General features: G+C 39.6%; 7 protein-coding genes and 1 tRNA gene. 3 read left to right on the top strand and 5 right to left on the bottom strand.

Features of this window, described 5'->3' with window-relative positions; genetic code table 11:
• Positions 1-12: 12 nt before the first annotated feature.
• Positions 13-10047 carry a gliding motility-associated C-terminal domain-containing protein gene (locus J0M08_00745; GenBank protein MBN8701568.1) on the bottom strand — a complete coding sequence of 3345 codons (10035 nt, stop codon included), beginning with the start codon at positions 10045-10047 and terminating at the stop codon, positions 13-15.
• A gap of 183 nt (positions 10048-10230) precedes the next feature.
• Complete coding sequence (locus J0M08_00740) at positions 10231-10893, bottom strand: START domain-containing protein (GenBank protein ID MBN8701567.1); 663 nt, start codon at positions 10891-10893, stop codon at positions 10231-10233.
• A 150-nt stretch (positions 10894-11043) separates the two neighbouring features.
• On the opposite strand from J0M08_00740, the gene J0M08_00735 reads away from it, so the two are divergent.
• From J0M08_00735 to J0M08_00725, 3 genes are all read left to right on the top strand, one after another.
• The gene (locus J0M08_00735) at positions 11044-12594 is read left to right on the top strand and encodes a DUF853 family protein (GenBank protein ID MBN8701566.1); all 1551 of its coding nucleotides are present in this window, start codon (positions 11044-11046) and stop codon (positions 12592-12594) included.
• 13 nt (positions 12595-12607) lie between these two features.
• On the top strand, positions 12608-13063 hold the full coding sequence (locus tag J0M08_00730) for a hypothetical protein (GenBank protein ID MBN8701565.1): 456 nt from the start codon (positions 12608-12610) through the stop codon (positions 13061-13063).
• 70 nt (positions 13064-13133) lie between these two features.
• Positions 13134-13210: transfer RNA gene (locus J0M08_00725), tRNA-Ala, on the top strand.
• Between the two features lie 11 nt (positions 13211-13221).
• On the opposite strand, the gene J0M08_00720 is transcribed toward J0M08_00725, so the two are convergent.
• The 3 genes from J0M08_00720 to J0M08_00710 are packed head-to-tail and all read right to left on the bottom strand — an operon-like array spanning position 13222 to position 15617.
• On the bottom strand, positions 13222-13512 hold the full coding sequence (locus tag J0M08_00720; protein ID MBN8701564.1) for a hypothetical protein: 291 nt from the start codon (positions 13510-13512) through the stop codon (positions 13222-13224).
• Complete coding sequence (locus J0M08_00715; GenBank protein MBN8701563.1) at positions 13490-13711, bottom strand: hypothetical protein; 222 nt, start codon at positions 13709-13711, stop codon at positions 13490-13492. The genes J0M08_00720 and J0M08_00715 overlap by 23 nt, the downstream gene beginning before the upstream one ends.
• A gap of 10 nt (positions 13712-13721) precedes the next feature.
• Entirely contained in the window at positions 13722-15617 is a 1896-nt protein-coding gene (locus tag J0M08_00710) for a menaquinone biosynthesis decarboxylase (GenBank protein ID MBN8701562.1), read from the bottom strand.
• Between the last annotated feature and the right edge of the window lie 19 nt (positions 15618-15636).

Genomic DNA, 15636 nt, shown 5'->3' with positions numbered 1-15636 from the left:
TACTCACTTTTTTTATCTCATGATTACAATTGGTCCCGAATATGGATCTGGGAATTCAGAATCATTTAAATTAATTACATAATAATACGTACCCACTGGCAACTGTTCGCCCTTGTACGTTCCATCCCACGGATTGCTATAACCAACTGAACTGAATAGTAATTCTCCCCAACGATTATAAACCTCAACCAAACAATTCGGGAATTTTTGAATATTATCTATCATCCAGTAATCGTTTACGCCATCGCCATTAGGAGACAATCCGTTGTAGAATGATATTTCCGGAAGCACTGTAACAACAACATTGTCAGAATTACTACAACCTAATGAGGTAGTAACTATTACGGTATAAGAAGTTGTTACGCTAGGTGTTGCAACAGGATTGGCATCCGTAGGGTTTGATAGTCCAACAACAGGAATCCAATTGTATGTTGAACCAACAGGACCGGTAGGGTTTCCGCCCACTGTAGTAGTTCCATTTAAGTACACCGAAACATCTTGACCAGCATCTACCACCGGCAACGCCACAGAAGATACCATCACGGTGTCCTTGTCTGTACAAACACCATTTACAATAGTAAGGATATAATTAGTAGTGCCTACAGTAGGTGTAACTGTAACCGAAGCAGCAACCCCAACTGTAGTGGATGTTGCAAGATCTGTCCATTGATATGTAATAGCATTTGTACTTGCAGTTCCATTAAGTGCTAACAATGCCCCCTCACAGAAACTAGTATCGTTCCCTGCAATTGCATTTAATATTAGTTGGTAAGAGAATGAGGCAGTATCACTTTGGGTACATCCTTTGGCATCTGTTACAAGTACAGTATAAGTTCCAGCCGCAAGATTGGTTATATCTTCTGTTGTAGCAGAAACCGATCCAGACCATTGATACGTATAAGTCGTTGTTCCTCCAGAAACTGTTATATCAATTGTTCCATCAGTTACATTAGAGCAAACTGCCGGAGTAACCGTTTTTGTAAGCACAAGGGCAGATGGTTCAGTTAATTGATTTTGGAGAGTATTGGAGCAGCCATTTTTATCTGAAATAACTAACGTATATGTTGCAGCGCACAACCCCGTAGATGCTGATGTTGTATTGCCATTACTCCAACTATAATTGTATGGAGAAACTCCGCCAATAGCAATTATATTCACATTTCCATCGCAATCTCCAAAACAAGTTGGATTGGTTGTTATAGGCAGGTTTGCTGCCACAGGTAATGGAAAATCAATAGAGAAAGACGTTACCGCAATACAACCAATATTATCGGTTACCTGCATAGAATAATTTCCATCGCACAATCCGGTTGTATTAGCATTGGTATCACCATTATTCCAACTGTAGGTAAATGGTGTATTTGTTCCTGTAACTATGGAGGTTGCAGTTCCATCGCACACACCAAAACAGCTAACGCTTGTTGTAATAACAGCAACCGAAATACCCGGGTTGTTTAATGCTACTTGGTAGGCGGTTGGACACCCTGTAACATCCGAAACAGTAACACTATAATTTCCGGCACATAGATTAGAAACAGCGGCTGTAACATCGCCCGTATTCCAACTAAATGTGTATGGGCTTGTACCTCCGGTTGGGTTTAGTGTAATAACACCGTCACACACACCGCAAGTTGGAGCCACCACGGTAGGATTTATTGTAAATGTAGGTGGTTCCGCAATTGATAACGAGGTTGTTCTGATACAACTATTTGCATCTGATACTTGTATGTAATAGTCATCAGCACATAAACCAGTTACACTGTTTGTTGTATTACCTAGCACTAACCATAAGTATGTGTAAGGAGCTGTACCACCAACCGGTGTTACGGTAGCAGTACCGGTACATTGTCCAAAGCAACTTACGCTAGTTGTTGTAATAGTTTCTCCGGTTGGTCCTCCGGTATTGCTAACGGGATATGTTATAGATTTAGTACAGTTGTTTCCATCGGTAACTAGCAAATTATAAGCACCTGCACATACATTACTTACGGTAGTAATGGTATCTCCTGTATTCCACTGATATGAAATTGGAAGAGTACCTCCGGTTGGAGCTAACGTTATTAAACCGTTGCACTGACCACAAGTTGGGCTTGTAATAGTTGCGTTTTCTATAAACTGAGCAGGCTCATCTATTGTAAATACATTTATGGTCGCACATCCCAAGTTATCCGAAACTTTAATACTGTAATTTCCTCCACATACATTTGTAATAAGCGTATCTGTTGTGTTGGAATTGCTCCAAGAATATGTATAAGGCCCCATTACTCCGCTAACTATTGCTGTAGCAGACCCAGTACAAGCACCATAACAATTTACACTGGTAGTTGTTAATGTTAACGAAGGTCCATTAGGGTTAGATACAGGTATGCTAGAGGTTTGAGAACAATTGTTGGCATCTCTAACCGTAACGGTATAGACACCAATACACAAAAGAGAAACATTATTGTTGGTTGACCCATCATCCCATAAATACGTGTATGGAGAAGTACCACCATTTGGTGTAACCGATATTCCTCCATCACACAATCCACACGTTGCATCTGTTACAACAGACGTTGTAGCAAGCACACTAGGTTCTAGTATTTGTAGAGTGGCTGTTCTTACGCAACTCTGTCCATCTGTAATTTGTACAGAATAATCTCCAACGCACAATCCACTTATTGTTTGTCCTGTTTGCCCTCCGCCCCAATCGTAGGTGTATGGTGCTGTTCCACCTATAGGTGTTATACTTGCAACTCCATTACACAATCCAAAGCAAGTTACAGATGTTGTTGTAATGGTTTCTCCTGTAGGACCATTGCTACTATTAATTACAATTACACCACTCTGTGTACAACTATTTGCGTCTTGAACTGTATAACTTATAGACCCTGCACAAACTCCAGTTATTGATTGACCTGTTTGACCATTACTCCAATTAAATGTATACGGAGAAGATCCGCCCAATGGACTTAAAGTAACAACTCCATCACACAAACCACAACCCGGATTTGTTACCGTATTGGTGACAGTTAATACAGCCGGTGGAGTTAGTGTAGTAACAACATCTGTTGAACATCCATTAAAATCGGTTATTGTTACAGTATAGTTTCCGGCACATAGCGCAGAAATAGAAGAAGTGGTTTCTGTTGTATTCCACAAATAAGAATAAGGAGAAATACCACCGGTTCCTGACATAACAATAGCTCCATCACAATTTCCAAAACAAGTAGGGGTTGTATTTGAGGCATTACCCGAAACAACAGCCGGAGCAGAAACCGTGAACAACTGTATGGATACACAGCCCGCATTATCTGATAATTGTATATTGTAATTACCTGCACAAAGACCTGTAATTGATGTATCTGTAGAAGCATTACTCCACAAGTAGGTATAAGGAGGTGTAGCTCCGGATGCTGCCGAAATAGCCGTTCCATCACAAAATCCAAAACAGGTTACAGAGGTAGTGGTTAAACCAATAGCCGGACCATTAGGATTAGAAACAGGAACATTAAGTGTTTGAGAACAATTGTTTGCATCTGTAACAACAACAGTATAAATACCTACACAAAGCGCAGATACAGAGCTGGCGGTAGAAGCGGTATTCCATGCAAATGTATAAGGTGTAGTTCCACCAGTAGGACTAACAGCAATTACACCATCGCACAAGCCGCAAGTAGCATCGGTTACAACAGGTGTAGCTGCTAATTGAGTCGGCTCATCAATAGAAACCGTTGTGGTTCTAACACAACCTAACGAATCCGTTACTTGAACTGAATGCACTCCGCCACACAAGCCATTTGCAACACTGCTTGTTTCTCCGGTTGACCAACTATAAGTATATGGTGAAATTCCACCTATAGGTGTTATGGAAGCTGTTCCATCACAAGCTCCAAAACAAGTTACACTTGTGGTAACAAAAGTTTCTCCTGTTGGACCACCATTATTGTTTAATACAAAAGATCCAGAAGTGTTGCAACTAAAAGAATCGTAAACGGTATAGGTAATCATTCCTGCACATAGTCCAGTAACTAATGAATCTGTTCCGCCAACTCCCCACACATATGTATATGGTGCTGTTCCTCCGCTTGGAACTAAAGAAGCTTGCCCATCACATTGATTACAAGTTGGGGCCACAGAATTGGTAGCTGCAGAAAGTGAAGTTGGTTCTGCTATTTGAACAGTAGTTGTTCCAAAACAACCCAAAGTGTCTGTTGCTGTTATGGTATAAGTACCGGAACATAATCCGGTAAGACTGGTACTTGTAAATCCACCCGGCTGCCACAAATAGCTATATGCACCACTTCCTCCACTCGCAGAAAAATTAGCGGTACCTGTACAACTGCCATTGCATGATGAATTGGTAACGGTATGACTAATCGCAATTGTAATATTTTGATTTACGGTAAGTGTATTTGAATATTCACACGCATTGTCGTCTGTAAGCGTTATGGTATAAGAACCTCCGCATAGAGCGGTAATCTGAGCTGTTGTCTCAGCATTGCTCCATAAATAGGTATAAGCACCGGTTCCACCTGAAGGAGCAAGAGAAATGTCTCCATCGCATATTCCACCACAAGTTGCATTAGTAATTGTTGCCCCAAAATCAATTTGATCCGGTTCATCTACCTCATCAGTTACAAAACGAATACAATTGCTTGCATCTTTTACTTCTAAAATGTAAGTTCCCATGCACAATCCGGTAGCCAAAGCGTTTGTCTGACCATCTGTCCAACTATAGGTATAAGGCGTAGTTCCTCCAACAGGGCTTACACTAATTGACCCATCGCAATTTCCAAAGCAAAGCGCATCAACCACTGTAACTGTTTCGCCAGTAGGACCGCCATTGTTGTTGAGTGTGATAGTAAATGTTTCTTGACAAGAAATTATATCTGTTACCGTTAATGTATAAATACCTGCTGCCAAACCTGTTGCTGCGGCTGAAGTTTGCCCACTTGGCGACCATTGGTATATATAAGGACCTACCCCTGTTACTGGAGTTACTGTTATTGACCCATTTGACGAACCACAATTAGGTGGAGATTGGGCTGTTAAAATCGTTATTTGTTGTGGGTCGGTTACTGTAGTCGTTTTCACATCAGAACAGCCATTTCTATCAGTTACTGTTACAGTATAAGTTCCTGAACATTGATTTAATACTGCAGGAGTAAGTTGTCCTCCCGGTTGCCAATTGTAGGTATAAGGAGTTGTTCCACCAACAGGACTAGCAAAAACAACAGCATCACAACTGCCAAAACATGCAGGCGCTACATTGAGTGCATTAGCTAATAATGGTGTAGGCTGATCAATTGTAAATATTTGGGCAACAGAACACATATTCGTATCTGTAAGTGATATCGTATAAGATCCGGCACACAATCCTGTAATACTTGATATTGAAGCACCTGTTGACCAAGCATAGGTATACGGTGCTGTTCCTCCTGTGGCTAACGAATTAGCTACCCCACTGCAAATACTATTGCAACTCACACTGGTAGTCGTTAATCCTATTGCAAGTGCATTTGGCTCGGTAATAGAAACTGTTTTTGTAGATGCGCAACTATTGGCATCGGTTACATTTATTATATATGTTCCTGGGCATAATGCAGAAAGTGCGTCAATTGTTTCTCCACCCGGAGACCAAGCATATGTATAGGCTCCAGTACCACCATTAACAGCAACACTTGCAGTTCCATCGCAATAAGCATTACAAGTTATATTGGTTGATGTAAGTGTGGTTGTTAATAATGGTGGCTCAACAATAACAACAGTATTTGTAATACTACAATTATTATCATCTGTTATAACCAAGGAATAGGTATTTGCACACAAGTTAGTAATCGAACTTATTACAGCACCTGTACTCCACGCATATGTATAAGGTGTAATCCCTCCAGCTGGATTAGCTGTAGCACCACCATTACACTGACCAAAACAAACAATGTCATTATAGGTAAGAGTTGATGTAAGTACGGTAGGCTCTGTAATTGTAAACACCTCCGTGTCACTGCAATTGTTGGCATCTGTAACTACAACCGTGTAAGAGTTTGCACATAAAGTTGTAATGTTTCCTGTTGTATATCCACCCGAAGACCAAACATATGTGTAAGGAGCTGTTCCGCCAGTAGCAGTTACGTTTGCAGTACCGTTGCAAAGAGCATTACAGGTAACATCCGAATATACTGCATCAGAAACAAGTTGTGCGGGCTCTGTAATCGTAATATTTGTAAACACGATACAACCAATATTATCATCTACTCTTGAGGTATAGGTGCCCTGAGGAAGATTGCTTACAAAATCTGTGGTATTCCCAATAACTAACCAGGAATAAGTATATGGGAAAGCCCCTCCGGCCGGAGTAACCCCAACAACACCATCCGACAACCCATTACAGCTTATATTGCTAGAAAATGTAGTTATAGTTGGACCGGTTATGTTTGCAACATTTACCAATTCGGACGTAGAACAACCTGAACCATCCGTAATTGTAAGAGAGTATGTTCCTGCCGCAACATTACTCAAATTCTGTGTAGTAGCAGCATTGCTCCATACATATGTATAAGGCAATGTTCCACCCGAAGGAGTGGTAGCTACATTACCATCACTTAATGAACAATTTGGAGGCGTTGTAACAGTATAATTAGAGACAATTTGGGTAGGTTCGGTTATAATGAAAGTTTGTTGAATAGTACATCCGTTAACATCACGTACATCAATAGTATAAGTTCCAGCGGAAAGGCCAGTTAAACTTGATGTAGTTTCTCCACCGGGCAACCACGCATAGGTATAAGGGGTTGTTCCGCCAGTTACAGCTACAGCCGCATCTCCATCATCTGCACCAAAACAAGAAATATCAGAACTGGTTGCAGATGAGAATGCAAGAATAGCAGGCTCTGTAAGGGTTACAGTTGCGGTATTAAAACAAAGTTGAGAGTCATTAACTTCTATTGTATATGTGCCAGCACATAAATTAGAAATTGTTGCAGCGGTTTCGTTGGTACTCCAAGAGTAGGTGTATGGTGCATTCCCGCCCGAAGGAGTGGCTGTAGCAATTCCATCACAAGCTCCGAAACACGAAATATTAGGAGCAGAAACATTTATTGCAATATTAACTGTTTGAACAATGTCTACGGTAGCTGTAGCAACACACAAATTAAAATCTGTTGCCGTAAATGTGTAGCTGCCAATACACAAGCCTGTCGCGACAAGAGTAGTTTGTCCATCTGACCACAAATAATTATATGGAGCTGTGCCGCCACTAGCAAAACCGGTTGCGGTACCGTTACACAACGCACAAGTTGGTGTACTTCCTGTTATTTGAGCCGACAATACCGTAGGCTGTGAAACTGAAAAAGTTTGAACTGCTGGACAATTATTATCATCTAAAACAGATAAAGTATAACTGCCGGCACAAAGATCACTTACGGAGGCAGTTACATCTCCTGTGGACCAAGCATAGGAATAAGGGGTAGTTCCACCTAAAGCATTCGCAGTAGCTGTTCCATCACAATCTCCAGAGCAAGTAACATTTGTAATTGATGGATTTATGCTTAACACATTGGGTTGTGAAACAGTAACCGTTTCTGTATAAGGACACAAATTACCATCTGTAATAGAAAGTGTATAGGTTCCCGCAGTCAATCCCGTTAAATCCTGCGTTGTTTGTCCCCCGGGCGACCAAGAATAATTGTAAGGTGTTGTACCTCCACTTATTTCGGCATCAATCTCTCCATTGGCTTGGCTAAAACAAAGCACATCGGTAGATGTAAGTGTAGAGCTAATTGCAACAGGCTGCGCAATACTTACGGTTTCTGTTTTTGAGCAAAGACCTGCGTCAGTAACAACAACAGTATACGTACCTGCACACAAACCGGTAACACTATTTCCAGTTGCAGCATTGCTCCAAGCATAGGTATAAGGGGCTGTTCCACCCAAAACGGTAACAGCAGCAGTACCGTTACATCCTGCATTACAAGATGCGGTATTTGTCGCAATACTTAAATTTAACGTGTTGGGTTCAATTACATTAACAGTTCTTGTGATTGAACAGCTACTAGCATCTGTTACAACAACGGTATAGTTTGCCGCACAAACATTATTAATACCTGAAGTAACAGCACTGTTAGACCAAGCATACGTATAAGGGGTTGTTCCTCCTGAAGGCGCAATAGAAGCGGAACCATCGCAAGCCCCACTACAACTGGTACTCACAGAGCTTGGATTACCTGATAATGCAGTAGGTTCAGAAATAGAAAGCGTAGATGTTACAGAGCAGCTGTTTCCATCTGTTACAGTAATTGTATAGTTTGACGCACACAAACTACCAATTGCTGCTGAAGTTGCAGCATTAGACCAAGCGTAGGTATATGGCAATGTCCCCCCGCTACCTGTTGCAGAAGCCGAACCGGTACAAACCGCATTACAAGCCACATTAGCCGATGTTGTAGTAACACCAAGCACATTAGGCTGTGTTACTGTAATAGTTCCGGTGGTTGTACAAAGATTAAAATCGGTAACTACTACCGTATAGGTATTTGCACAAAGTGCTGTAGCAGACGCATCTGTTTGTGTATTAGACCAAACATAGGAATAAGGAGATGTTCCTCCCGAGGCTCCGGCAGCAGCTGCGCCATTACAAAGATTAAAACATGTAACAGGAGTTTGAGTAGGAGAAACAGTAAGAGTAAGGGGTTGAGTAATTGTTACGGTAGCTGTTTTCGTACAACTACCACCATCGGTAACAGTAACGGTATATGCCGCAGCACAAAGACCGGAAACAGAAGCTACAGCCCCGCTATTAGACCACGCATACGTGTATGGCAATGTACCACCCACCCCGTTTGCATTTGCAACACCATCACACAAACCTCCACACGATACGTTGGTAGAACTAGTTCCTACAGATAATACAGAAGGCTCGGAAACAGTTCCAGAGTAAGAAGCTGTACAACCTTTACTGTCGCGCACAACAACACTGTATGTATTTGCACATAAGGCGGTAAGCCCATTAACAGTAGTGCTGGTTAAGCCCGTTGACCAAGAATAGGTATAAGGAGTTGTTCCGCCTGTTGGTGCTACACCAACACTACCCGTACAAACACCATTACACGATATGTTTTTTGTATTTCCATTAGCAACTAATGTGTTGGGCTGAGTTATGGTGGTTGTAAATGTTGAGGTACATGTATTGGCATCTGTAACTAATAGGGTGTACGTTGCGGCACACAAACCTGTAGCGGTAGATCCGGTTTGCCCTCCAGGCGACCAAACAAAGGTATATCCAGGAGTACCACCACCTAAAACAGGAGTAGAAGACCCATTACACAGACCATTACATGTTACATGGGTATTACTAAAGAATGGCACAACAATAGCAGATGGCTCGGAAATAGAACCAACTCCAATTCCTGTTTCGCTGCTTACTAAATCTGTGACAGTAACAATATAAGTACCCGCACACAAGCCCGTAGCGGTTGCGGCTACTTGACCTGTTCCTTGCCAAGTGTATGCATAACTTCCAGAACCTCCAGAAACAATCGCAGTTGCTGTTCCGTTACAAGAACTTTTACACGTAGCATTTGTTACAGTAACTGTAACCACAGGAGCAAGAGGGTTCAAGCCTCCTCCTTCAAAAATAGTTTTTGCTCCAAAAACAAACCCTTTAGATGTAAAGGACTTTAGTTTTGCTTTGTTTAAACTAATTGTTCCTGAAAAATCATTCGTAACGGTAGATGCGTAGCTCTGAAATGCGCCCAAAACACTTAACTTAACAGAAGAGCCTCCTTTTAATGTAAGTCCGGAAGCTTCTTCCTTTATTGTAATGTCATTACAAACCGCATCTGTATTGATCGTTACTACAAAATCGCCTTGTGTTGTGGTTGATTTTTTATCAAAAATAACGTTATCCGAATTTGTCGGAAACATTGCTGCAGAAACACCTCCGCTTGACAACGACCAATGTTTGGTATCATTCCAATTGCCTGAACCGCCAATCCAAAACAAATTCTCGGAAATACCTTTGTTTACTATACTTACCAAAACAAAAATGGTTAGTAAAACTCTTCTCATCAAGTACATATTAATTTTATAAATTATTTACAGAAATTATCTTTTAAATGATATTAACAATCTCTCAAAGTAAGCGAAAAAAATCGTATTACAAAGTTTTAAAGGAGGGTTTTATTAAGACTTGAACGTTAATTACTATTGGCAGGTTACGATTTTAAGGTATTACTTTTTAAGGCTCTGCGACTATATATCTTGAATGTAAGCAACCTTCACTTTCCTGTATTTTTCTTCTTGCAACAACGCTTTAAATTTCAGTAAGGTTTCGTACGGTCCTTTATCCACGGCTAGGTTTATTAACCAATCTGGCAAATTGCCGCCAGGATTGCTTTGTAGAGTATAAGTAACATTAACAAACCCATTAGAAAGTGGCGTAAATTTCCATTCTGTTTTCATCTCTTTTATCCGTACAAACTCTTTTTTCTCCGTCAGAACAGTAGGACTGGCTACAGAATTAGAAGTAACAATTTTTGTTTTTTTATCCTGAGAAAGCTTATTGTGAGCCACATAATCCCTATTAGTTAAAGGCCAAGGAAAATCGGAAACCACATAGTAATATGTCTCTCTAGGGCTTATTTCTTTTATTTCGTGTGCACTAACTGTTCTATATACCCATTCCGGATAGGCTTTTACATCTTGCAACAAATGTACAACCGATGAAAGAGATGCGTTTACGGTAGTTGTTAGTTTAAGTTCATGTATGGATGATTCGGGGGATTTTCGGTAATACACTGTTATATTATCCTTTTCATACATATGTTTCCACGGTGCGCTAGTTTGGGCAACACTCATTGAAACAGATGCAACAAGTAAAAAAAATAAAAAGTATGTTTTAAAAAATGTGATCATTGTATTGACTGTAAGTTACGTAAAAACGGGGTTATACGAGCAAAATTTGGTAAGTATCTAGTCTCTAATTGAAAATAAAAACACACACAACCACGTGTTATATTGTATTTATAATTATCTTAAAAGTGAGGGGAACTAAAACCACAAAAAATGTCAGACAAAAACACGTACATAAAAAATATACAATCTAATTATTCTTTTAGTTCAACTTCTATCTATTTAGGAGCGGGCGTTTTTAACGATGAAATTATTGGAGATGCCAAAGTTTCGATACCGCTAAAAATGTTTACCAGACATGGTTTGGTGGCGGGGGCAACAGGAACGGGAAAAACACGCACATTACAATTATTGGCAGAACAACTATCTGATGCGGGTGTTCCTGTTTTTTTATTGGATGTAAAAGGCGATTTATCGGGCATGGCGAAAGAAGGCATACTTACGGAAAAAATAAAGGAACGAATACACGCATTGTCTGTACCCTACACCAACAAAGCATTTCCTGTTGAGCTGCTATCTTTAACCGGAAAACGAGGAGCACAAGTAAGAGCCACAAGTATAGAAATTGGCCCATTGTTGCTATCAAAAATATTGGAGCTGAATGACACACAAACAGGCGCCTTGACGGTATTGTATAAATATGCAGACGACAAAAATCTTCCGCTGTTGGATTTAGCAGACATAAAAAAAACACTTAACTATTTAGCAGAAGGCGATGGCGCTAAAGAAATAAAAGAAGAGTATGGTAAAATATCTACTTCTACGGCAAGCACTATCTTACGAAAAATTGTATCGCTCGAACAGCAAGGAGTTTCGACCATTTTTGGCGAACCCTCATTTGATATTTCCGATTTTTTTGAAAAGGTAGACGGAATGGGCGTTGTAAGCCTATTGAATATTTCTGACGCTCAAGACAAGCCTGTACTCTACTCTACTTTTCTGCTAAGCTTATTGGTAGAAATATACCAAACACTACCAGAGGTGGGCGATTTAGAAAAACCTAAATTGGTTTTCTTCTTTGATGAAGCACATTTATTATTTAACAATTCGTCTCCTGCTTTTCTAAATCAAATTGAACAAATTATTCGTTTGATTCGTTCGAAAGGTGTAGGAATATTTTTCTGCACGCAATCGCCTTTAGACATACCGGATAGTGTATTGGGGCAACTCGGGAACAGAATACAACACGCGTTAAGAGCTTTTACACCAAACGATGCCGACAATTTAAAAAAGACCGCTAAAACATACCCCACCACCGAGTTCTATGCTATTGAAAAAGTATTGACATCTATGGGAATTGGCCAGGCATTGGTAACGGTGTTGAATGAAAAAGGAATACCAACCACTCCGGCCGTAACTCATTTATTTCCGCCAAGATCTATGATGGGAATGCTTACAGAAGATGAGTTTACTACACATATTGCGAATTCTGACTTGTACAAAAAATATCAGGAACAGCTAGATAGCAGAAGCGCACACGATATTTTAACAGAGCGGATTGCTGCACAAAATAATGCTACATCCGAAAAAACTACCGAGCAGAAAAAAGAAAAAACAAAGCCCGAAAAATCGACCATGGAACAAGTATTGGGGAGCCCGGTAACTAAAGAAATTGGCAAATCCTTGGTAAGAGGCTTGTTTGGCATGTTATTTGGGAAAACGCCAAGAAGCACGACAAGAAGAAGAAAAAATAGTATCTTTTAGTTGAATTAATTTTATGTCCAAACAACTCATTGGAGTATTTATTTTAATCTTATTTTTTTTATCGAGTACATTCGATGGATATTCTGTTTCTGCGTATGCAGGTGGTCCTGACTCTGACCCGTTTAGTTCCAGAAAGCGCTCGCACAGCGTAAAGCACTCAAGAGGAATTTCTTCTAAGCAAAGAAGAAAAATGTCTAAATCGAAGCGAAAAAAATTTTCTTTAGGCTCAAGGCAAAATTCGCACCAAAGTGACTACAGTGCACGTATGCGGTCGAGGGGTGTGCGTGGCGGATACAATATGACAGCCGATGCTTTTTCTTACAAACGAAAAAAGAAATTTAAACCTACCGGCAAACGAGGAGAATCTTTCTACAAAAAGAAAAAGAGAAAAGGATTTAAACTACTTGGCATTGGCGGAAAAGAAACTAGAAGAATGGATAAGGCAAGCAAAAAATCGTTTAAGAAATAATTGCCCAATTTTCGTTTTGCCATTTATAAAAGCTATTTGTGGCAAGAAGTTTTTTATATTTGCACTAATTGGGGAATTAGCTCATTTGGCTAGAGCGCTTCGCTGGCAGTGAAGAGGTGATCGGTTCGAATCCGATATTCTCCACCAAAAAAATGGTGTTACCTCACAACAATTTTTCTATTGTAAAAGTTATTGTTGCTAGACGCGGAAATGGTATATAAGCCGGGAGCAAGGGAAGGTGTTGTTTGTATTTGCGTTATCAACTGATCGCTTTCTAACACAAATCCTTTAGAATAATTGTAAATCTTAGAGAAATAATTTGCTGCTGAAGTATTGGTTCCAATTTTTAAGGAATCTTCTATAGTAGGGTAAGCCTCTATCTTCTGTAAAGAATAGTTGATAAAATAGAGGCGACCTTGTAGTTGCTCATTTCTTAATAAAGCCTGCATTTGGCATTATTAACAATAATGGGTAATTCTTCAAGACCATTTTTTTTGCTACTTGCTTAGCATAATCCAAAATAGATATTCCAATATTCTCGGCTCCACCTAAAAAAGAGTATGCCTGAAAACATAAATATCTTATTCGCTCATTTTCATCAATTATTGCATCTGCCTGTTTTTTTATTTCAAGTACTTGTGTGTTCAAATGAATAATTTTAGTTTTCTGTTACCACCGCTCCACCTTTGTACATCTGCTTTTGGTATTTTATGGAGGGAGAGAAAACAAAGGTTCCTAGTCCCAATGTATTCCATTTTTCGTCAATTGCTTTTATAGTAGCTTCGTCAGAACATATAATATTAGGCCAATCACGATCAAAATTATCTAGCTCTTTTGTTTTACGAGTTCCATCAAAACCTACATGTGATGTTGTTTCTGTTTCAATAATGTAGGTGTCTCTACGCGCGTCTATATTATTTGCCCAGCGCCAAATAACATCTTTTATATCAAAAGCATCTACAGTTTCCTCTACATAAATCGCAAACTTAAATTGCTTAAACTCTTCCAACTTAAACAATTCTTCATTCAGCCATTTAATATGCTTTTTCTTATTCTTTTTTACAGAAATTAAAACAGCTAAAACTCCAATATTGGCAAGCGTTACATTAATATCTATTATTTCTGAATATTTATTTTTAATTTCTTTAGTATTTATTTCGGATTTAGAAATTAGGATTTCGGACTTAGAAATTTCTTCTGGAAATTTCGTTGTAGCATCTATTCCCATTTTCCCGCCAAATGCAAATTTAGAACAAGAGTGATCAAGCACATCCATTGGTCCTTGGCCCAAATAGATATCAGAAGATGGATTTACATTTTTACTTATTGCTTGCGCTACATCCAAATAATTTTGAATCGTTACATGCTCATCTACAATTACCAAAATTTTATTGAACATCATCTGTCCTGCACCCCACATGGCATTCATCACTTTTTGTGCGTGACCTGGAAATTCTTTTTTTATTTTAACAATCGTGAGGTTGTGAAACACTCCTTCTATAGGCAGCTCCATATCTAGTATTTCAGGCACCAATGTCATTTTTATAGGAGCCAAAAAAATACGTTCTGTTGCTTTACCTATCCAAGCATCTTCTTGCGGAGGAATACCAACAATGGTAGATGGATAAATAGCATTCTTTTTATGTGTAATACATGTAACATGAAATTTTGGATAGTAATCCGCCAGGGAATAATAGCCGGTGTGGTCTCCGAATGGCCCCTCCCAAATTAATTCATCTGCAGGATCTACATAGCCTTCAATAATAAAATCGGCATCAGCCGGAACATGTATATCTTGTGTTAAACACTTTACCAATTCTACTTTCCTTTTTCGTAAGAAGCCCGCAAGCATGTATTCGTCCACATTAGGAGGAAGTGGAGCTGTAGCGGCATACGTATAAACAGGGTCGCCCCCAAGAGCAACAGCTACAGGCATTTTCTTGCCCAGTTTTTTATATTCATTGAAATGTCCTGCGGATACTTTGTGTTTATGCCAATGCATTCCGGTTAATGCAGGACCAAAAATTTGCATACGATACATTCCTACATTTCGTATTCCGGTATTGGGCTCAATGGTATTGATAACGGGTAATGTAATAAATGGACCGCCATCTTCCGGCCAGCATTTCATTACGGGTAGTTTTGTCAAATCAGGTTTTTCCATCACCACTTCTTGACATGCTCCTTTTCCTGAAATAGTTTTGGGCATCCAAGACGATATTTCACCAAGCATTGGAAGCATCTTCAGTTTATCTAGAATTCCTTCTTTCGGTGATGCCAACGATTTGAATAATCCCTCGATTTCTTTTGCTATGTCATCTAGTTCGTTTACCCCAAGTGCAATACACATGCGCTTGTATGAACCCATGGAATTGATAAGCAACGGAAATGAGGTGCCTGTGTTTTCGAATAGCAGCGCTTTATTGTTTTCCGATTTGGAAATACGATCTACAATCTCTGTAATTTCTAAATGCGGATTTACATATTCTTTGATGCGAATTAATTCGCCTGCTTTTTCAAGCGCATCTACAAAGTGTTGTAAGGATTTATACATACGTTAGTTTAAAATCGGA

Source organism: Bacteroidota bacterium, assembly GCA_017303975.1.
In the GTDB taxonomy this organism is placed as follows: Bacteria; Bacteroidota; Bacteroidia; order JAFLBG01; family JAFLBG01; genus JAFLBG01.
Note: the sequence above shows the minus strand (reverse complement) of the source record. Positions and strands in the feature narration are given on the sequence as shown.

Excerpts from the sequence above, each read along its gene's own strand:
- J0M08_00720 (MBN8701564.1), bottom strand. The coding sequence starts at position 13,512 with ATGCAGGCTTTATTAAGAAATGAGCAACTACAAGGTCGCCTCTATTTT.
- J0M08_00710 (MBN8701562.1), bottom strand. The coding sequence starts at position 15,617 with ATGTATAAATCCTTACAACACTTTGTAGATGCGCTTGAAAAAGCAGGC.
- J0M08_00745 (MBN8701568.1), bottom strand. The coding sequence starts at position 10,047 with ATGAGAAGAGTTTTACTAACCATTTTTGTTTTGGTAAGTATAGTAAAC.
- J0M08_00740 (MBN8701567.1), bottom strand. The coding sequence starts at position 10,893 with ATGATCACATTTTTTAAAACATACTTTTTATTTTTTTTACTTGTTGCA.
- J0M08_00730 (MBN8701565.1), top strand. The coding sequence starts at position 12,608 with ATGTCCAAACAACTCATTGGAGTATTTATTTTAATCTTATTTTTTTTA.
- J0M08_00735 (MBN8701566.1), top strand. The coding sequence starts at position 11,044 with ATGTCAGACAAAAACACGTACATAAAAAATATACAATCTAATTATTCT.